The sequence below is a fragment of the Micromonospora chersina genome (assembly GCF_900091475.1).
Lineage (GTDB): Bacteria > Actinomycetota > Actinomycetes > Mycobacteriales > Micromonosporaceae > Micromonospora > Micromonospora chersina.
On the sequence record NZ_FMIB01000002.1, the window covers coordinates 1,699,096 to 1,716,121 of the forward strand.

Here is a 17,026-nt window from a genome sequence, read left to right on the forward strand (position 1 = left end):
TTCCGTGGGCCGTCGTCAGCCGCGGCGCAGCCCGGCGACGGCCTCTCGGAGGTCATCCTGACTGATCGGGGCGGGCGGCGCACCCTCCGTGGCCTCTCGGAGCGCCTTGGCGAGTTGCACCCGCCGCAGCACCTCCCGCAGGTCGGCGCCGGTGAGCCCGGGGGTGTCGGCGGCGAGCGCGGCCGGGTCGACGTCGGCGGCGAACATCCGGAAGCCGGGCCGCTCGTGCCTGTCGATCAGCTCCCGGATCATCTTGGCGAGGATCTCGGCGCGCCCGGACTCGTCCGGCGCCGGGATGGCGATCTTGAGGTCGAAGCGGCCGGAGCGGGTCAGCGAGGCGTCCACCCGCTGCGGGAAGTTGGTGGTGGCCACCACGATGACGTCGGGGTTCTCCTCGATCAGGGTGTTCATCTCCTGCTTGAAGATCCCGGCCACCGCGTTGACCGCCTGGCTGGCCGCGTCGCCACCGGCGCCGGCGTAGCTGATGATGCTGTCGAACTCGTCGAAGAGCATGACGGTGGGCCGCCGGTAGCGGCGCGCCTCCCGGAAGATCCGCTTGATGTTCCGCTCCGAGCCGCCGAGGTACTTGTCGAGGATCTCCGGGGTGCGGATCTCCACGAAGTCCGCGCCGATCTCGTTGGCCAGGGCACGGGCCAGCATGGTCTTGCCGGTGCCGGGCGGCCCGTACAGCAGGATGCCCTGCGGCCGGCGGGCGCCCCAGCGGGCCATGGCCTGCGGGTGCCGGAACGACACCGCCACCTCGCGGAACCGCGCGACCACGTCAGCCAGGCCGCCGACCTGGTCGAGGGTCACCGCCGCACTGCGCGGCGCCGCCGCGGCCGCGCGCTGACCGACGGTGTACGACCGGCCGCGCAGCAGCGTCGGCTCGGGGGTGTCGCCGGCGAGTTCCCGGACGGTCTGCAGCACCACCCCGAGCATGGCGGTGAGGTGCGCCGGCGTCACCTCGGCGCTGGGCACCTCGGCGCGCACCCGCACCGTCCCGCCGTCGTCGTGGCTGACCTCGGGGCGCAGGCCGGCCTCCTCGGCGACGCGCAGCACCGTCCGGCCGGCCTGGTCGCGCGGCGCCTCGGCCAGCGCGGCTCCGGCGGGACGCAGCCCGAGGCGGCGGCCGGCCTCGGCAGCGACCCGGCCGACGGCGGCGGCCGGCCCGTCGCCACCCCGGGCGGCGAGCCGCTGGGCGAGCAGCAGCCCGACCGGTCCGGCCAGGCCGAGGGCGAACAGGCCGGCGCCCGGCAGCGGGGCGTCGGCCCGCAGGTACGCCTCGAAGCGGTGCACCTGCCGCCCGTCGCGGCTGTCGGCGCGCACGGTGCAGCGCACCTCCCGCACCGGCGCGGGGAAGTCCCCGCCGGCCAGCAGTTCCACCGGCCCGTCCTGGGCGGCGGCGAGCAGCGCGGCGGCGCCGGTGACGGTGACCCGGGCGCCGAGCAGCGTCACGGTCTCGACGTCCGGCCGGACCTCGTATCCGGTCATGCGACCACATCCCTCGCTGCGAGCGGTCTCCGCTGCCGAGTCTGACACCGGGTCACCGCCACGGCCACCGCGCCGGTCAGGCCGCCTCCGCGAGGAGGCCGTCGACCAGGTCCCGGGGCAGCCCGTGGGTGTCGTGCAGCCAGTGGTAGTCGCGCTCGGTCAACGGCCCGCGCGCGCGTACCCGGTCGACAAGTGGCCGGCCCCGGTCCAGCAGGCCGCGGAACCTCCGCTCCTCCTCCAGCAGCAGTTCGCGCAGCGGACCGACCTCCGACTCCTGCCGGAACCGGCGCAGCGTGTCGCGGTACGCGTCGAGCGGCAGGCCGGTCAGGCCGCGCGCCGGGTCGTCGCGCCACAGCACGGTGAGCGCCCGCCGGACCAGCCGGCGCAGCACGTAGCCGCGGCCGGTGTTGCCGGGGCGTACCCCGTCGCCGAGGACGACCACCGCGGAGCGCAGGTGGTCGGCGACCACCCGCAGGTCCTCGCCGCGCAGGTCCCACCGGTCCCGCACCGCGCCCACCCACGGGGTCAGGCCCGCGCCCTCGAAGACGGACCGGCCGCCGCGCAGCACCATCTCCAGGCGCTCCAGACCCATCCCGGTGTCGATGCTGGACATCGGCAGCGGCGTCAGCCGGCCGTCGGGGTGGCGGTGGTGACGCATCTGGACGTGGTTCCAGACCTCCATCCAGCGCTCGTCGGTGCCCGGGCTGCCGGACGGCGGGCCGTCCCCGGTCCACACGAAGATCTCCGAGTCGGGCCCGCACGGGCCGGTCGGGCCGTTGGACCACCAGTTCTCCGCGCCGGTGGACTCGACCGGCACGCCCAGCCCCGTCCAGGTGTCGAGCGCGGTCTCGTCCGGGCCGACCTGATCGTCGCCGCCGAAGACGGTGGCGTGCAGCCGCCCCGGGTCGATGCCGAAGCCCTCGGTGAGCAACTCGTAGCCCCATCGCAGGCTGGTCGCGATGTCGTAGTCGCCGAGCGACCAGGACCCGAGCATGTCGAAGACGGTCAGGTGGGTGCGGTCACCGACCTCGTCGAGGTCGGTGGTGCGCAGGCAGCGCTGCACGTTGACCAGCCGCCGGCCGCCGGGGTGCGGGCGCCCCAGCAGGTACGGGGTGAGCGGGTGCATGCCGGAGGTGGTGAAGAGCACCGGATCGCCGGGTGGCGGGACGAGCGAGCTCTCCGGCGCGTCCCGGTGGCCCCGGCGGTGGTAGTGGTCGACGAAGGTGCGGACGATCTCATCGGGTGTCACGGCAGGTGCCTTCCGGTTCGATCGACGACCGGACGGTCCGCCGCACGGGCGGTGGCGTGACACGACGACGCCGGCGGACCGTTTCCGGTCGCCGGCGGGAAATGGGGCAGGTCAGGCGGCGGCAACCGGCGAGCGGGAAGCTCGCGCGGCCGCGGCGGTGGTGCTGCGCCTGAATTCCATGCCGACAACGGTAGCCGGAAGGCGAGGTCACGGCCACCGGAAAACCCGGCGGGTCGACCCGGTGAATCGACGTATTGACATGCGAAGGCAACCCGTCGGTAACATTCCGGCACCTCGGACGGCCCGGGCCACCCCCGTACCCGGGCCGATCCCCCACCGAGGCGCCGAACAGGCACGTGGACGGCTCGTGGGTGGACCCCGCCGACCGGCGGGTCCCCCGTCACCCCCGGAAGGAACCGCCCCGTGAAATCGCTGATGACCCGTGCCCTGCTGGCCCTCGCCCTCGCCGTGACGACGCTGGTCGGGCTCCCCTCCCCGGCCCGAGCGGGCACCTGGACGCCGTCGAGCAACCCGGTCCTCTTCGTGCACGGCTGGAACAGCAGCGCCTCGACCTGGAACACGATGATCGGCCGGTTCCAGGCCGACGGCTGGCCGTCGAGCCACCTGCGGGCCTTCTCCTACGACACCAGCAGGTCCAACGCCACCACCGCCCAGGTGGTGGCCCAGGAGGTCGACAAGCTGCTCGCCGCGACCGGGGCGTCGAAGGTCGACATCGTCACGCACTCGATGGGCGCGCTCTCCTCGCGCTACTACCTGAAGTACCTGGCCAGCAGCGGGAAGGTGGACCGCTGGGTCTCGCTCGGCGGTCCGAACCACGGCACCAGCTCGGCGAACACCTGCTCGAGCACCGCCTGCGTGGAGATGCGGGTCGGCTCGACCTTCCTGGCCGACCTCAACGCCGGCGACGAGACACCGGGCGCCTTCGGCTACGGCACCTGGCGCTCCCCGTGCGACGGCGTGATCAACCCGGTGGACAGCACGGTCCTGGCCGGCGCGACCAACACCCGGACCGCCTGCGTCTTCCACACCAACCTGCAGAACGACGCCACCATCTATGGGCAGGTGCGCGACTTCGTCAACTCGTGAGGGTGAGCCCGCCGGTCCGGCGTGCCGGGCCGGCGGGCGCCTCCTGTCGACCGGTTCCGGTCAGGCCGTCCCGGAGGAGACCAGCGGGGCCGGGGCCACCGGCTGGCGGCGGTCGGCACGCCGGTTCGGCAGCGACAGGCGGATCACCTTCCACCAGGCGGAGGCGACCTGCTTGGGCAGTGGGCCGGTGGTGTACTTCAGCCCGTACCTGTCGAACAGCGCCCGGACCTGCGGGGCGATCTCCTGGTAGCGGTTGCTCGGCAGGTCGGGGAAGAGGTGGTGCTCGATCTGGTACGACAGGTTGCCGGTCATGATGTGCAGCAGCCGGCTGCCGCTGATGTTGGCCGAGCCGAGCATCTGCCGCAGGTACCACTCGCCACGGCTCTCGCCCTCGATGGAGGTCTTCTCGAAGGTCTCCACGCCGTTCGGGAAGTGCCCGCACATGATCACCGAGTGGCTCCACAGGTTGCGGATCAGGTTCGCGGTGAAGGTGGCGGCGAGCGTGGACAGGAACGACGGGCCGGACAGCAGCGGGTGCAGCACGTAGTCCTTGAGCACCTGGCGGCGGATCTTGCGGCCGACCGCCCGGGCGCGGGCCCGGAACGCCGGGTCCTTGTGCCTGCCGTTCTTCAGGTTGTTCCCCAGCTCCAGGTCGTACGCGGCGATGCCGTACTCGAAGAAGCAGGCGTTGACGAAGTTGTAGAAGGGCTGGCCCAGGTACGCGGGGTGCCAGGGCTGGTCCTCGTCGACCCGCATGATGCCGTAGCCGAGGTCGTTGTCCTTGCCGAGCACGTTGGTGTACCGGTGGTGCAGCTCGTTGTGGGAGTGCTTCCACTGCTCGGGCGGGGAGACGTGGTCCCAGTCCCAGGTGGTGGAGTGGATCTTCGGGTCGCGCATCCAGTCCCACTGCCCGTGCAGGACGTTGTGCCCGATCTCCATGTTGTCGAGGATCTTGGCGACCGCGAGCCCGGCCGTGCCGACGATCCAGGCCGGCGGGAACAGCGAGAACAGCAGAACCGCGCGGCTGCTGATCTCCAGGGTCCGCTGGGTCTTGATCACCTTGCGGATGTAGCGGGCGTCCCGCTCACCCCGGTCGGCGATCACCCGGTCCCGGATCGCGTCCAGCTCCTTGCCGATGATCTCGATGTCCGCGGCGGTGAGATGGGCGATCGGGTTGTCGGCCTTCTTCTGGATCACGGTCACGTCGGGTGGCCTCCTGTCAGAGTTCGATGTCGCAGGTACCGGCGGCCGCCGACACACAGGTCTGGACGAGCACACCGTCCCCCGGGACGGCGGTGGTGAGATCCCCGTTGCGCAGGTCGCGTACCGCGCCCTCCCGTAGCGGGACGACGCAGCCGAAGCAGATGCCCATCCGGCAGCCCGAGGGCATCAGCACCCCGGCCTGCTCGCCGGCGTCGAGGAGCGGGGTGGCCCCGTCGGCCTCGACGGTCACGCCGGCCCGGGAGAACGTCACGGTGCCGCCCTCCCCCGGCGAGATCACGGTGGGCCGGAACCGCTCGGTGTGCAGCCGGTCGACCAGCCCGTTGGCCTCCCAGTACCCCTCGATCGCGTCGAGCATGCCGATCGGCCCGCAGGCCCACGTCTGGCGGTCGAGGTGGTCGGGCACCAGGCCGGCCAGCTCGTCGACGCCCAGCAGCCCGTCGGTGTCGGTGTGCCGCTCGACCAGCCGCAGCGCGCCGGCCTCGGCGAGCGCCCGCAGCTCGGGGCCGAAGATGACGTCGTCGCGGGCCGGCGCCGAGTGCACCAGCACCACGTCGGCCCGCTGGTGCAGGCCGGCGCGGAGCATCCCCATGACCGGGGTGATGCCGCTGCCGGCGGTGAGGAACAGGACCCGTCCCGGGGTCTCCGCCGGCACGACGAAGTCGCCCTGCGCCTGGTCGAGCTGGACGATCGTGCCGGGCCGCACCCGCCGCACCAGGTGGTTGCTGACCTTGCCGTCGGGGATCGCCTTCACGGTGACGGTGATCCGGCCGTCCGCGGCGCCCGGCACCGAGGTGACCGAGTACGCCCGCCACTGGCGCACCCCGTCGACGTCCACGCCGAGGCGCACGTACTGTCCGGGCCGGTGCCCCTGCCAGCCGCGGCCCGGCTGGATGACCACTGTCGCGGCGTCCCGGGTCTCCGGGCGGACGGCGAGGATGCGCCCGCGCAGCGGGGCGCCGGCGCGCAGCGGCGCCACGAGGTCGAGGTAGTCGCCCGGCAGCAGCGGGGTGGTGACCGCGCCGGCCAGCCGCAGCAACCTGTCCCGGAAGGAGACCTTCTGCGGGCGGCGGGAGGCAGTTGTGGTCATATGACCAGCTTGACTGCGTGATCGCATAACATCTTGACCGGCAAAGGTGAAACGGTCGCAGGTTCTTGTTCGGGGAGAACAAAATGTCGGACGCAACGCACCATCGCGCCCATCTCGAACTCGACGAGCAGGTGGCGGCACAGCTGCGGGACCGGCTGCCCGTGGTCGCCGAACGGACGGTCACCGCGATCACCGCCGAGGTCCCCGACTACTCCGGCGCGCTCACCGGCACCATGCGCGAGAAGATCGAGAACGCCGTACGCATCGCGCTGGGCACCTTCCTCCAGCTCATCGAGGGCGCACAGGCCATCGACCCGAGCACGCCGCTGGCGCCGGCCCTGGAAGCCGCGTACGCGCTGGGCAGCGGCGAGGCCCGCTCGGGGCGGAGCATGGACGCGCTGCTGGCCGCGTACCGGGTGGGGGCGCGGGTGGCCTGGCGGGAGGTCTCCGCCACCACGGTGCGCAGCGGGCTGGCCGCCGAGACGGTCGCTGAGTTCGCCGAGCTCATGTTCGCGTACATCGACGAGCTGTCGGCGGCCAGCGTGGCCGGGCACTCCGACGAGCTGGCCAGCGCCGGCCGGGTCCGCCGCCGGGACCTGGAACGCCTCACCCAGCAGCTGCTCGCCGCGGAACCCGAGGAGATCCTGCGGCGCAGCGCGGAACGGGCCGACTGGCCGTTGCCGCAGACCCTCACCGTCGTGCTGCTGCCCCGCCGCAACCTGCGCGCGGTGCTCGCCCTGCTCGGCCCGTACACCCTCGAGAGCGGCGAGGACATGCCCGGCATGGACCCCGCCGACGACCTGGCCGTCCTGCTGGTGCCGGACATGCACGGGGTCCGACGCCGCCAGCTCACCCGGCTGCTGCACGGGCACCGGGCGGTGCTCGGGCCGGCCCGTCCGTGGCACCGGGTCGCCGCCTCCTACGAGCGGGCCACCCGGGCCCTCGCCCTCGGCCTCGGCGAACCGGACGCCGGACCTGTCGACACCGAGCGGCACCTGGCCGAACTGCTGCTCAGCATGGACCCGGAGGGCCTGGCCGACCTGCGCGCCCAGGCCCTCGCGCCGCTCGCCGGCCTCCCGCCGGCCACCGCGCACCGGCTCGCCGAGACGCTGCGCTCCTGGCTGCTGCACCAGGGCCGCCGCGACGACGTCGCCGCCGACCTGTTCGTCCACCCGCAGACCGTCCGCTACCGGATGGGCAAGCTCCGCGAGCTGTACGGCGACCGCCTCCACGAACCCGCCACGGTCCTCGACCTCACCATCGCGCTGGCCGTCCCGCCCGCCCCGCCGGAGGCGGAGTCCCCAGGCGCGTGAGGGCGGCAGGCCGGCGGTCAGGCGGCGGCGTAGACGAGGTCCATGGTGTCGGTGCGGCCGGACCAGCGGAGGTCGAGGTGCCAGCAGCCGGCCCGCGGCACGTCGACGATGGACGGGCCGGGACCACCGGCGACCTCCCGGGTCACCCGGGTCGTGGTGCCGTCCAGGGTCGCGGTGATGACCAGGGTGGCCGGCGCGCTCGGGTCGGGCGACGGCGTGGCCGCCGGCCGGGCCACCCAGAGGATCTTGTTGCTGGGTCCCTCCGTCCGGCCGACGGTCAGGGGCTGCCCGAACAGCACGGCGACGATCTCGCCCTTCGCGCCGAACACGTGCGGCATGCGGGTGTCGCCGCTGAACCCGGCGTCCGCCCAGTCGGGCAGCCGGCCCTCCTCGACCCGGGCCGCACAGCCGGTCGGCGCGCTCGCCGCCGGGGTGGCCGGCGTGACCGGCGCGCCGGCGGCGGTGCAGCCCGCCAGCAGGACCACCGGCGCCAGCAGGAGCCTGCCCCACGAACCCATCCCACACCTCCGGGCCGACGTGTCGGTGCCGGTCGACGGCACCCCTGCCCTGACGACACCGGCCGGGCGGCGCGGGTTCCGTCCGCCGTCCCGCCCGCCAGCCGCGCCTAGTCCAGGGACCCGGCGATCCCGATCGCGGCGTCCCTGGTCAGCTGGCCCTCCAGGCGGTAGCTGACGCCGGCGTCCTCCCAGATCAGGGTGGCCGCGGCGAGCCGTGCGGTCTCGACGCGTTCCACGCCGGCCCGGTCGATGTACGCCAGCTCGTGCGGACCGCCGATCCAGACGGCGAAGTCGCCGTCGACGGTGACCCACTCCACGCCCGGACCGCCGCCGAGCTGCTTGTGGAAGACCGGGTCGAGGCGACCGTCGAAGGCGTCGAGGCGCAGCGCGCCACCGCGGTAGAGCAGCGTCGCCACCCGGTACGTGCCGGTGCCGTCCGGATCGGCGACCAGCACCTGCTCCGGGGCGCCCAGAGCGGCGGGCACGCGGATCGGGAAACGTACGTGCCGCCGCGCCTCGTCGAGAGAGACGGACCGCTGCGAGGGCAGCGGCGACGGCGCCCCGGTGGGCGGGTCTGACGCCGGGGTGGTCTCGACGACGACCCCGGAGAAGCGGAGCAGCCCCGCCACGGCGTCGGCGATCGCGGCCCGCCCGGGCGGCAGCGCGGCGACGAGCAGAGCGGCCAGCGCCGCGGCCAGCCAACGGCGCCAGCGCCGCCGCCGTGCCGGGGCGGACAGGCGGGCGCGTACCCGGTCTCGCACGTCGGGTACGTCGGGGGTCTCCAGCCAGGTGGCGAGGTCGCGCAGCTCGCGTTCGAGGTCATCCACGGCGCACCTCCTCGCGGTCGAGCAGGCCGCGGAGCTTGGCCAGCGCCCGGGACGTCCGTGACTTCACGGTGCCCCGGGGCCAGCCGAGCGTCGTCACGGTCTCCTCCTCGGTCAGGTCGAGAAGGAACCGGCACACGATCACCTCGCGGTCCTTCACCGGCAGCTGCCGCAGCGCCGCCACCAGCGCGGCCCGGCGCTCCGCCGCGAGAACTCCGCCGACGGCGGCGTCCTCGCCCGCCTCGGACCCGTCCTGCGCCGCCGCGGCCCGCAGGGCGAGCCCGTCCCGCCGGCTGCGGGACCGGTGCAGGTTGCGGGTCTCGTTGGCGACGATCGCGAGCAGCCACGACCGGAAGGACGACTCGCCGCGGTAGCGGGACAGGTTGCGGAACCCCTTCACGAACGCCTCCTGGATGACGTCCTCCGCGTCCGAACCGGCACCCAGCAGCACCGCCGTCCGGTACGCGGACGCGGTGTGCCGGGCGACCAGGAGGTCGTACCCCTCCAGGTCACCGGCCCGGGCGCGGGTGACAAGCTCGTCGTCGTCCAGTGGAGACCTCCGCTTCGATCACCCTCATGACACCGGCCGCGCCCCGCGGGTTCCATCCTCGCCGGCAGGGAACCCCGGCGGCGTCGACGGTGTCACCCGGGCATGGCCGTCACCATGTCGCGTCGCCGCATCCTGACCCTGCTGGCCGGCGCCGGCGCCACCGCGCTGGCCGGCTGCGAGCCGGCCCGGGGCCGGGCGCCCGCACCTGCCGTTCCCGACCCGCTGCTCGTCCGGGTGGACGAAGGGCTGGGCCTCCTGCGCGGGGCAGACCGGCGAACGATCCCGCGTGCCCTGGCTACCACGGACGGGACGTTTGTGTTCGCCACCGCCCCCGAGGGCCCCGACACCGCCTGCTGGCGGATCGACACCGCGACCGGCGGCACCTCCCCGAGGACGGTGCTGCCCGGGCGCTGGGTTCCCCAGGCGGTCTCGGCCGACGGTACGAGGGTGGCGCTCACCCCGACCGGGATGCCGGTGAACGGCGGTCGCCCGTCGGGGCGCGAGGTGACGCCGGTGCTGGTCGCCGACGCCGGCGGTGTACGCCACCGGCTGGACCTGCGCGGCGCCGTCGTCCCGGAGGCGTTCACCGCGGACGGCACCGGGCTGTTCGTCCTGGACTGGCTCCCGGCCACCGCACCCGACCGCTACCGGGTCCGGGTCGTCGACCTCGCCACCGGTACGCCCGGCCCCCTGGCCACCCGCACCAAGACGCCGGTCCCGCCCGGCGCCGAGGAGGAGATGCGCGGCGACGGGCGCCAGGCGGTGCTCGCACCGGACCGCACCGTCCTCTACACGCTCTACACCCACCAGCCCGGCCACCGGCACACCCGGGACCTCGTCAGCGGTCGGCCCGGCGACGCGCACGCGTTCGTCCACACCCTGCACCTGCGGGACCGGTGGGCGTACTGCGTCGACCTGCCGCACCCGTTCGGCGAGGCCGCCGCGGCCGGCCACGCCATGGCGATCACCCCCGACGGTGGCCGGCTCCTCGTCCTCGACGTCGCGTCGGGCGCCGTGGCGGACGTCGCCACCGAGGATCTGACGGTACGCCGCACCGTCCCACAGCCGCGCGGCACGGGCGCCGCGCACGCCGCCACCGGCCACGACCGCCTGTACCTGGCCGCCGGCACGACGGTCCGGGCCCTCGACCTCACCCGCCTGACCGGCACGGTGGACTGGCCGGCCCGCGAACCGGTCACCGGCCTGGTGTCCAGCCGCGACGGCAGCCGCCTCTACGTGGGCCAGCGCGACGCGGTGAGCTGGCACGATCCCGCCACCGGCCGGGAACTCGGCCGCGTCCCGGTCCCCGGCCTGGTCGGCGTCCACGGTCTGGCCGGATCCGCCTGACCGGCTGCGAGCGCGTCCGGCCGTCCTGCCCTCGGAGGCCGACCGAGCACCGGCCCACCGGCCCGGGCATCCCGGGTCCTCCGGCCCTGCCCGCCGCCGGTCGGGCCGGGAATTGTCGAAGGGGGACCAGCAACGAGGAGGCGACACCATGAGCCAGCCGGCGACCCGGACGGAGCAGACCCCGACGGTACGGATGCTGGAGGCGGCGGCCCGGCAGGCCCTGCACGCCCCGTCGGTGTTCAACACCCAGCCCTGGCGCTGGCGGATCACCCCGGACACCCTCGAACTGCGGGCCGACCCGGACCGGCAGCTCGCCGCCACCGACCCGGACGGCCGGCTGCTCACCCTCAGCTGCGGCGCGGCCCTGCACCACGCCCGGGTGTTCCTCGCCGCCGCCGGCTGGGCGGTCACCGTCGAGCGGCGGCCCGACCCGGCCGACCCGGCGCTGCTGGCCCGGCTCCGCGCCACCGGCCCCGCCCACCTCGACGTCGCCGCCGCACGCCTGGTCGACGCGATCCCGCGCCGCCGCACCGACCGCCGTGCCTTCGGCGACCGCCCGGTGCCCGAGCCGGTGCTGGCCCGGCTGCGCGCCGCCGTCGAGTCCGAGGACGCCCACCTGCACATCGTCCGGCCCGACCAGATGCCGATGCTGGCCGTCTCCACCGGCCGCGCCGCCGACGCCGAACTGGCCGACCCCGCGTACCGGGAGGAGCTGCGCCGGTGGACCGACCGGCCGGCGGGCAGCGGCGACGGCGTGCCCACCGCCACCGCCGTCCGGCCCGGGCCCCGCCGGGTGCCGCTGCGCGACTACGCACCGGGCGGGGCGGCCGGGCTGAGCGCCGGCGCGGACTTCGACCGCGGCGCGGCGTACCTGATCCTGTTCGGCGAGCAGGACGAGCCGGCGGCCTGGCTGCGCGGCGGCGAGGCGCTGTCGGCGCTGCTGCTCACGGCCACCGCCGAGGGCCTGGCCAGCGCGCCGCTCAGCGACGCCATCGAGGTCGCCTGGCCGCGCCGGATGATGCGCGACCTGCTCGCCGGGATCGGCGACCCCTACCTGCTGGTACGGGTCGGCTGGGGACCCGACGACGACCTGCCGCCGGCACCGCGCCGGACGCCGGCCGACGTGATCGAGATGACCGGCTGACGGCCGGCGTATCGTCGGCCAGGTGTCCTCTTCGGATCCGCCCGGCGACCTGCCGTTCGTCGACGAGCACCGCGCCCTCGTGGCCGCGCCGCAGGCCGACGTGTGGCGGTCGCTCGGCGCGCAGTTCACCCACCACCGCGTGTCCGGCGCCGACCTCGTGGCGCACCTGTTGGGCACCGTCCCCCGCCGCGCCGGCGGTCCGCCCCTCACCGAGGGTGCCACCGTGCCCGGGTTCGCCGTGGCGGAGGCGGTGCCGGAACGGCGGCTCCGGCTCGCCGGGCGGCACCGGTTCTCCCGGTACGTGCTCCAGTTCGACCTCGCCGACCGGGCCGGCGGAACACTGGTGAGCGCCCGGACGTACGCGGTGTTCCCCGGGCCGCACGGGGCTGTCTACCGGCTGCTGGTGATCGGGTCGGGCGGGCACCGGCTCGCGGTCCGGCGGATGCTGCGCGACATCCGCGCCCGCGCCGAACGCGCCAGGGCCTAGCTCGCGCCGGCGGGGCGGCGCACCGGCCCGCCGAGGACCGCGTAGGCGGCCAACGCGGCGGCGAGAACCGCGCTCACCGCGAGGACGAAGCCGCGGTCCGTCCCGTCCGGGGCGAGCACGAGCCCGGTCGTCAGGGCGGCGATCGCCGCCAGCAGCGTCGCGCCTCCCGCGACCCCGCGCGCGATCCCACCGGCTGGCAGGAGGCCCGTGACGGTCGAGAGCGCCCGGACCGCCCCCGCGACACCGACGATCAACGAGGGTACGGCCAGGGCGGGCGCGTCCTGAGCGAGCCCGACCACGCCCGACCAGGCGAGCAACCCGAAGATCACCACGGCGAGGACGTGCAGTCGGACGTCACGGGAGCCCTCCCGCGACGGATCACTGTGCTCTGCCACGACGAGCCTCCCATCCGTTGCCGGCACCGTCGAGTATCACCCCGGCTCGGCGGGTCACCTAGCCCCTCGGGCCCCACCGGCCGCTGACGTCGCCACCTGTCGTGTCGCCATGATCCTTCGCCACCTGACGATCGGCTGTGAGCCCCCCGTGGGCGCAGGTCAGGAAGGGGCGCCCGGACCTGCCGGGGCGCCCCTCCCCCCTGTCCGAGGGTCAGCGACGGGACGCTGATCCGACCGGCACCGGGGCGGCCGGCTCGCGCCGCGGTGCCGGCTTCCTCCGGCCCCGCAGCACGGTCAGCGCGGCGATGACCGCGGCGGCGACGCCGACGCCGGTCCAGAGCAACGGGCTGGTCCGCAGTGCGTCGGGCAGCTGCTGGCCGAGGACGAAGACGCCCATCACCACGACGAACCAGCCGAACGCCTTGCGCAGGATCTCGGCGGGGATCCGTCCGGCCAGCCGCCCGCCGGCGAAGCTGCCCGCGACGGCGGCGACGGTCACCGCCGCCGCGAGACCCCAGTCGATGTTCACGCTCGACAGGTAGCCGGCCAGGCCGGCGAAGGACTTCATGGCGATGACCACCAGTGAGGTGCCGACCGCGACCGGCATGGGCAGGCCGCCGAGCAGCGCCAGGGCGGGCACCACCAGGAAGCCGCCACCGGCGCCGACCAGACCCGTGACGAGTCCGACCACCACGCCGTCGAGGACCACCCGCAGCACCGGCAGTTCGTGCGGCACCGGCCGCCCCTCGGCGGCGCGCCGGCCGCGGATCATCGCCACCGCGGTGGCCAGCATCATCACGGCGAAGCCGGTGAGCAGGAACCCGGCCGGGATGAACTCGGCCAGTCGGCCGCCCGCGTAGGCGCCGGTCATGCCGGCGACGCCGAAGATCAGACCGGTGCGCCAGCGCACCCGGTGGGCCCGGGCGTGCGGGATGACGCCCACCGCGCTGGTGGCGCCCACGACGAGCAGGGAGGTCGCGATGGCCTCCTTCGGGGGCAGGTCGGCGACGTAGACCAGCAGCGGCACCGCGAGGATCGATCCGCCCCCGCCGAGCAGGCCGAGGCTGACGCCGATCAGGACGGCCAGTCCGACGGTCAGCGCCAGGGTGGCGGTCATGCCCGTCCCCCGGTCTCGCGCAGCTGGCCCACGATGGTGTCCAGGTCACAGCTGGCGCCCCGGTTGTAGGGCAGCTTGCCGAGCATCATGCCCATGGCACACGTGTTGGTGACCGCGGCGAAGGTGAGGCCGGCGCCGATGAATCCGGCCACCCACTTCAGCTGCGGCACGAACACCGAGCCGAGGACGCTGGCCAGCACGATCGAGCCGGCAACGAGGCGCACCTGGCGTTCGAGGTCCCAGCGGGGTGCGCCCCGCTTGATCGGCGCGTTGGCCGCCTGCCAGGCCATGATGCCGCCGTCCAGGACCTTGAGGTTGGGCAGGCCGACGCCGGCGAGGGCCTGCTCGGCCTGGGTGGCGCGGGCGCCCGAGCGACAGACCAGCACGACGTCCTCGTCGAGGTGGTTGCGCAGCTCCTCGCGGTGCTCCTTGAGCAGGTCCAGCGGCACGTTGTAGGAGCCGGGGATGTGGGACGTCTCGAACTCCGCCGGGGTACGCACGTCCAGCAGGCGCGGCGCGTGGCCGGCGTCGATCAGCTCCCGCAGGCTGACGGCGTCGAGGGTGGCGGGGCGGGCGGTCTCCGAAGTGCTCATTTCTCCTCTTCCTGCGCAAAGCGCCACGGTTGATGGCGCGGGGATACCGGCCGGCGCCGGGGTGGCGCCGGCCGGGTCGTGCTCATGGGGTCAGGCTTCGGTGACGATCTCCAGGCCGGCGGCCGCGGCCCGGCCGAACATGTCGTCGATGACGACTACCGTGCGGCCGGCGTTGGTGAGCAGTGATGCCGCGGCGGTGGCGCGGTAGCCGGATCCGCAGTGCACCCAGATGGCGCCGGGCGGCACGTCGGCCAGTCGTGTGGGCAGGTCGGGCAGCGGGATGTGTACCGCGCCGGCGATGTGGCCGGCCTTCCATTCGTTTGTCATGCGTACGTCGAGGACCACGTCGGGGGCGGGCAGGCCGCCGGGCGCGTTCCCCGCACGGGCCGCCGCGAGGGCCGGGAAGTCCGCCATGGACAGCTCCCGGAGCTGCCCCGGCTCGTCCGTCCACTGCTCAACCCCGCCGGCAGCCTGGGCGGCCGGGCGGTCGATGCCGATGCGGACCAGCTCACGCTGGGCGTCGGCGACCTGCTGCGGGGTGTCGGCGAGCAGGGTGATGGGGGTGCCCCAGTCGATGAGCCAGCCGAGCCAGGTCGCCATCGGCCCGTCCAGGCCGAGGCTGACGGTGCCGGCGAGGTGTGCGGTGGCGTAGGCCTTGCGGTGGCGTAGGTCGACCACCCACTGCCCGGCGGCGATGCGCTCGCGCAGTTCGCCGGCGTCGGCGCGGGTCACCGGGGTGAGGTCCACCGGGGCGGGGCCGGCGGTGTTCGCCACCCCCATGTGGGCGTAGTACGCGGGGTAGGCGTCGAGGTCGGCGAGGGTTTCGGTGACGAACTGCTCGGCGGCCAGCCGCAGCACCGGGTTCTTCGCCTTCTCCCGGCCGATCGTCGACTCGGGGGCATCGGCCTGGCTGGCGGAGCAGAAGCTGCCGAACCCGTGTGTCGGCCACACCTGGGCGCCGTCGGGCAGCAGGTCCGCCAGCCGTTTGGCCGAGGCGTGCTGCTGGTGGGCCAGTTCGTGGGCGTGCCGGCCCCCGAGCAGATCGGTGCGGCCCGTCGTGCCGAACAACAGCGATCCGCCGGTGAACACCCCGACGGCCTGCCAGCCGCCGCCGGTGGCCTCGTCGAGGACGTACGACAGGTGGTGGAAGGTGTGACCCGGCGTGCCGACCACCCGCAAACGCACCGAGTCCGACACGGCCACCTGGTCGCCGTCGGAGACCGGCACACGCTCGAAGCCCACCTCGTCCGCGGCCGCCACCAGATAGCGGGCCCCGGTCACCCGGGCCAGCTCCAGACCGCCGGAGACGTAGTCGTTATGGATATGCGTCTCCACCACATGCGCGATCCGCACACCCTTCACACCAGCCAGGTACAGCACCCGGTCGATGTCCCGCTGCGGATCGACCACGATCGCCACCTGCCCGTCCGAAGCCAGATAGCTCCGGTCACCCAACGACGACGTCGCGATCACCGAAACCTCGACTGCCATGCGCCCTGCTCCTTCCGATGTCTCGCAAAACCTATATACCCCGGGGGGTATGTGGAAAAGACACTGCGACCCCGGTCTCAAGCGGCCGCCACTCACGCCGCGGCGACGCGGTGCGAGTGGCGCCGGACCTGTCTCAGGCGAGAGCCAGGAAGAGCTTCTCCAGCTCCTCCTCGGTCATCTCCGGCTCCTCGCCCCGGTCACGCGCGGCCCCGCAGTGCCGCATGCCCGATGCGATGATCTTGTAGCCCGCACGGTCGATCGCCTTCGACACGGCGGCGAGCTGGGTCAGGGCCTCGCGGCAGTCCTGACCGCTCTCCATCATCTCGATGACCGCGTTGAGCTGCCCGCGGGCCCGCTTGAGCCGGGTCAGCGCATCCGACGTCATCTCCGGTCGAAGCTTCATCGGCACCTCCTGTCAACAGGATACCCCGGGGGGTACCCACCTCGCACGGGGATACCCCCACGGGTATCGTCAACCCTACCGGCGCGAGGCGCATTCCCCAGCCGAGCCGGCCCGGCCCCGCCGCAGCGGGGCGGCTTTTGCCGAATCACCCACGCCGGTCGCGTCACGGCCGGCACCATCTCACCTGAGGGAGAGCAGAGAGCATGAGCTACGCGATCACCGTCCGGCTGCCCGCCGGGTTCGCTCCGACCGTCGAGCGGGTCCGGGCGGCACTGAAGGAACAGGGCTTCGGCGTGCTGACCGAGATCGACATGCGGTCGACGCTGCGCGAGAAGCTCGGGGTCGAGATCGAGGACTACGTGATCCTGGGCGCCTGCAACCCGCCGCTGGCCCACCGGGCCGTGGAGGCCGACCGGAACATCGGCCTGCTCCTGCCCTGCAACGTCGTGGTACGCGCCGACGGCCCGGACGCCACGCTCGTGCAGGCGCTCGATCCCCAGGTGATGGTGCGGTTGAGTGATGCGCCCGACCTCCAGGGGGTCGCCGACGAGGCGACCCGGCGGCTGCGGACGGCCCTGGACGCGCTGTCGGGCTGAGACCCGGCATGGACGGACATCCGTCGCGGTCGCCGGGGCGGGAATGCCCCGCCGGCGCGGCGCGCTATGGTCGACATAGATACCCCCCGG

Annotated in this window: 18 protein-coding genes; 6 read left to right on the forward strand and 12 right to left on the reverse strand. The window is 74.2% G+C overall.

Going from position 1 to position 17,026, the window contains the following annotated elements; translation table 11 throughout:
- Positions 1 to 15: 15 nt before the first annotated feature.
- Both GA0070603_RS07820 and GA0070603_RS07825 read right to left on the reverse strand, forming a co-directional pair.
- Entirely contained in the window at positions 16 to 1,491 is a 1,476-nt protein-coding gene (locus GA0070603_RS07820; RefSeq protein WP_091309354.1) for an ATP-binding protein, read from the reverse strand.
- Positions 1,492 to 1,567: 76 nt separating this feature from the next.
- Positions 1,568 to 2,740, reverse strand: a complete 1,173-nt coding sequence (locus tag GA0070603_RS07825) for an alanine--tRNA ligase-related protein (protein ID WP_091309358.1) — start codon at positions 2,738 to 2,740, stop codon at positions 1,568 to 1,570.
- 423 nt (positions 2,741 to 3,163) lie between these two features.
- Between GA0070603_RS07825 and GA0070603_RS07830 the strand changes: the two genes are divergently transcribed.
- Positions 3,164 to 3,847, forward strand: a complete 684-nt coding sequence (locus tag GA0070603_RS07830) for an esterase/lipase family protein (RefSeq protein WP_244282451.1) — start codon at positions 3,164 to 3,166, stop codon at positions 3,845 to 3,847.
- 60 nt (positions 3,848 to 3,907) lie between these two features.
- Here the strand turns inward: GA0070603_RS07830 and GA0070603_RS07835 are convergent, their stop codons facing one another.
- Positions 3,908 to 5,050, reverse strand: coding sequence for a fatty acid desaturase family protein (locus GA0070603_RS07835; protein ID WP_091309365.1), 1,143 nt, complete (start codon positions 5,048 to 5,050; stop codon positions 3,908 to 3,910).
- Positions 5,051 to 5,066: 16 nt separating this feature from the next.
- Positions 5,067 to 6,158: a ferredoxin reductase gene (locus GA0070603_RS07840; RefSeq protein ID WP_091309370.1), complete on the reverse strand. Its 1,092-nt coding sequence runs from the start codon at positions 6,156 to 6,158 to the stop codon at positions 5,067 to 5,069.
- Between the two features lie 83 nt (positions 6,159 to 6,241).
- Here GA0070603_RS07840 and GA0070603_RS07845 point away from each other — a divergent pair, with 83 nt between their 5' ends.
- A complete protein-coding gene (locus GA0070603_RS07845; protein ID WP_091309374.1) occupies positions 6,242 to 7,471 on the forward strand; it encodes a PucR family transcriptional regulator in 1,230 nt (409 codons plus the stop codon).
- Positions 7,472 to 7,488: 17 nt separating this feature from the next.
- Here the strand turns inward: GA0070603_RS07845 and GA0070603_RS07850 are convergent, their stop codons facing one another.
- The 3 genes from GA0070603_RS07850 to GA0070603_RS07860 all read right to left on the reverse strand — a co-directional run bounded on the left by GA0070603_RS07850 (position 7,489) and on the right by GA0070603_RS07860 (position 9,264).
- Positions 7,489 to 7,989, reverse strand: a complete 501-nt coding sequence (locus GA0070603_RS07850) for a hypothetical protein (RefSeq protein WP_091309377.1) — start codon at positions 7,987 to 7,989, stop codon at positions 7,489 to 7,491.
- Between the two features lie 107 nt (positions 7,990 to 8,096).
- Positions 8,097 to 8,816 carry a hypothetical protein gene (locus GA0070603_RS07855; protein WP_091309381.1) on the reverse strand — a complete coding sequence of 240 codons (720 nt, stop codon included), beginning with the start codon at positions 8,814 to 8,816 and terminating at the stop codon, positions 8,097 to 8,099.
- On the reverse strand, positions 8,809 to 9,264 hold the full coding sequence (locus GA0070603_RS07860; protein ID WP_244282452.1) for an RNA polymerase sigma factor: 456 nt from the start codon (positions 9,262 to 9,264) through the stop codon (positions 8,809 to 8,811). The genes GA0070603_RS07855 and GA0070603_RS07860 overlap by 8 nt, the downstream gene beginning before the upstream one ends.
- Positions 9,265 to 9,465: 201 nt before the next feature.
- Between GA0070603_RS07860 and GA0070603_RS07865 the strand changes: the two genes are divergently transcribed.
- From GA0070603_RS07865 to GA0070603_RS07875, 3 genes are all read left to right on the forward strand, one after another.
- Positions 9,466 to 10,710, forward strand: coding sequence for a YncE family protein (locus GA0070603_RS07865; RefSeq protein WP_244282453.1), 1,245 nt, complete (start codon positions 9,466 to 9,468; stop codon positions 10,708 to 10,710).
- A 148-nt stretch (positions 10,711 to 10,858) separates the two neighbouring features.
- Positions 10,859 to 11,854 (forward strand): Acg family FMN-binding oxidoreductase, encoded by a 996-nt coding sequence (locus tag GA0070603_RS07870; RefSeq protein WP_091309387.1) that lies wholly within the window; start codon positions 10,859 to 10,861, stop codon positions 11,852 to 11,854.
- A gap of 22 nt (positions 11,855 to 11,876) precedes the next feature.
- Complete coding sequence (locus GA0070603_RS07875; protein WP_091309390.1) at positions 11,877 to 12,341, forward strand: hypothetical protein; 465 nt, start codon at positions 11,877 to 11,879, stop codon at positions 12,339 to 12,341.
- Here the strand turns inward: GA0070603_RS07875 and GA0070603_RS07880 are convergent.
- The 5 genes from GA0070603_RS07880 to GA0070603_RS07900 all read right to left on the reverse strand — a co-directional run bounded on the left by GA0070603_RS07880 (position 12,338) and on the right by GA0070603_RS07900 (position 16,340).
- Positions 12,338 to 12,736 carry a hypothetical protein gene (locus GA0070603_RS07880; protein ID WP_091309394.1) on the reverse strand — a complete coding sequence of 133 codons (399 nt, stop codon included), beginning with the start codon at positions 12,734 to 12,736 and terminating at the stop codon, positions 12,338 to 12,340. The two genes, GA0070603_RS07875 and GA0070603_RS07880, sit on opposite strands and share 4 nt — an antisense overlap.
- 211 nt (positions 12,737 to 12,947) lie before the next feature.
- Complete coding sequence (locus tag GA0070603_RS07885; protein ID WP_091309398.1) at positions 12,948 to 13,853, reverse strand: sulfite exporter TauE/SafE family protein; 906 nt, start codon at positions 13,851 to 13,853, stop codon at positions 12,948 to 12,950.
- Positions 13,850 to 14,446, reverse strand: a complete 597-nt coding sequence (locus GA0070603_RS07890; protein ID WP_091309401.1) for a rhodanese-like domain-containing protein — start codon at positions 14,444 to 14,446, stop codon at positions 13,850 to 13,852. Before GA0070603_RS07890 ends, GA0070603_RS07885 begins: the two co-directional genes overlap by 4 nt.
- A gap of 90 nt (positions 14,447 to 14,536) precedes the next feature.
- A complete protein-coding gene (locus GA0070603_RS07895) occupies positions 14,537 to 15,937 on the reverse strand; it encodes an MBL fold metallo-hydrolase (RefSeq protein WP_091309404.1) in 1,401 nt (466 codons plus the stop codon).
- 133 nt (positions 15,938 to 16,070) lie between these two features.
- Positions 16,071 to 16,340, reverse strand: coding sequence for a metal-sensitive transcriptional regulator (locus GA0070603_RS07900; RefSeq protein ID WP_091309408.1), 270 nt, complete (start codon positions 16,338 to 16,340; stop codon positions 16,071 to 16,073).
- Positions 16,341 to 16,543: 203 nt separating this feature from the next.
- On the opposite strand from GA0070603_RS07900, the gene GA0070603_RS07905 reads away from it, so the two are divergent.
- Positions 16,544 to 16,936: a DUF302 domain-containing protein gene (locus tag GA0070603_RS07905; RefSeq protein ID WP_091309411.1), complete on the forward strand. Its 393-nt coding sequence runs from the start codon at positions 16,544 to 16,546 to the stop codon at positions 16,934 to 16,936.
- Positions 16,937 to 17,026: the final 90 nt, after the last annotated feature.

Excerpts from the sequence above, each read along its gene's own strand:
- GA0070603_RS07820 (WP_091309354.1), bottom strand. The coding sequence starts at position 1,491 with ATGACCGGATACGAGGTCCGGCCGGACGTCGAGACCGTGACGCTGCTC.
- GA0070603_RS07890 (WP_091309401.1), bottom strand. The coding sequence starts at position 14,446 with ATGAGCACTTCGGAGACCGCCCGCCCCGCCACCCTCGACGCCGTCAGC.
- GA0070603_RS07905 (WP_091309411.1), top strand. The coding sequence starts at position 16,544 with ATGAGCTACGCGATCACCGTCCGGCTGCCCGCCGGGTTCGCTCCGACC.
- GA0070603_RS07895 (WP_091309404.1), bottom strand. The coding sequence starts at position 15,937 with ATGGCAGTCGAGGTTTCGGTGATCGCGACGTCGTCGTTGGGTGACCGG.
- GA0070603_RS07865 (WP_244282453.1), top strand. The coding sequence starts at position 9,466 with ATGGCCGTCACCATGTCGCGTCGCCGCATCCTGACCCTGCTGGCCGGC.
- GA0070603_RS07850 (WP_091309377.1), bottom strand. The coding sequence starts at position 7,989 with ATGGGTTCGTGGGGCAGGCTCCTGCTGGCGCCGGTGGTCCTGCTGGCG.
- GA0070603_RS07900 (WP_091309408.1), bottom strand. The coding sequence starts at position 16,340 with ATGAAGCTTCGACCGGAGATGACGTCGGATGCGCTGACCCGGCTCAAG.
- GA0070603_RS07845 (WP_091309374.1), top strand. The coding sequence starts at position 6,242 with ATGTCGGACGCAACGCACCATCGCGCCCATCTCGAACTCGACGAGCAG.
- GA0070603_RS07870 (WP_091309387.1), top strand. The coding sequence starts at position 10,859 with ATGAGCCAGCCGGCGACCCGGACGGAGCAGACCCCGACGGTACGGATG.
- GA0070603_RS07840 (WP_091309370.1), bottom strand. The coding sequence starts at position 6,158 with ATGACCACAACTGCCTCCCGCCGCCCGCAGAAGGTCTCCTTCCGGGAC.
- GA0070603_RS07885 (WP_091309398.1), bottom strand. The coding sequence starts at position 13,853 with ATGACCGCCACCCTGGCGCTGACCGTCGGACTGGCCGTCCTGATCGGC.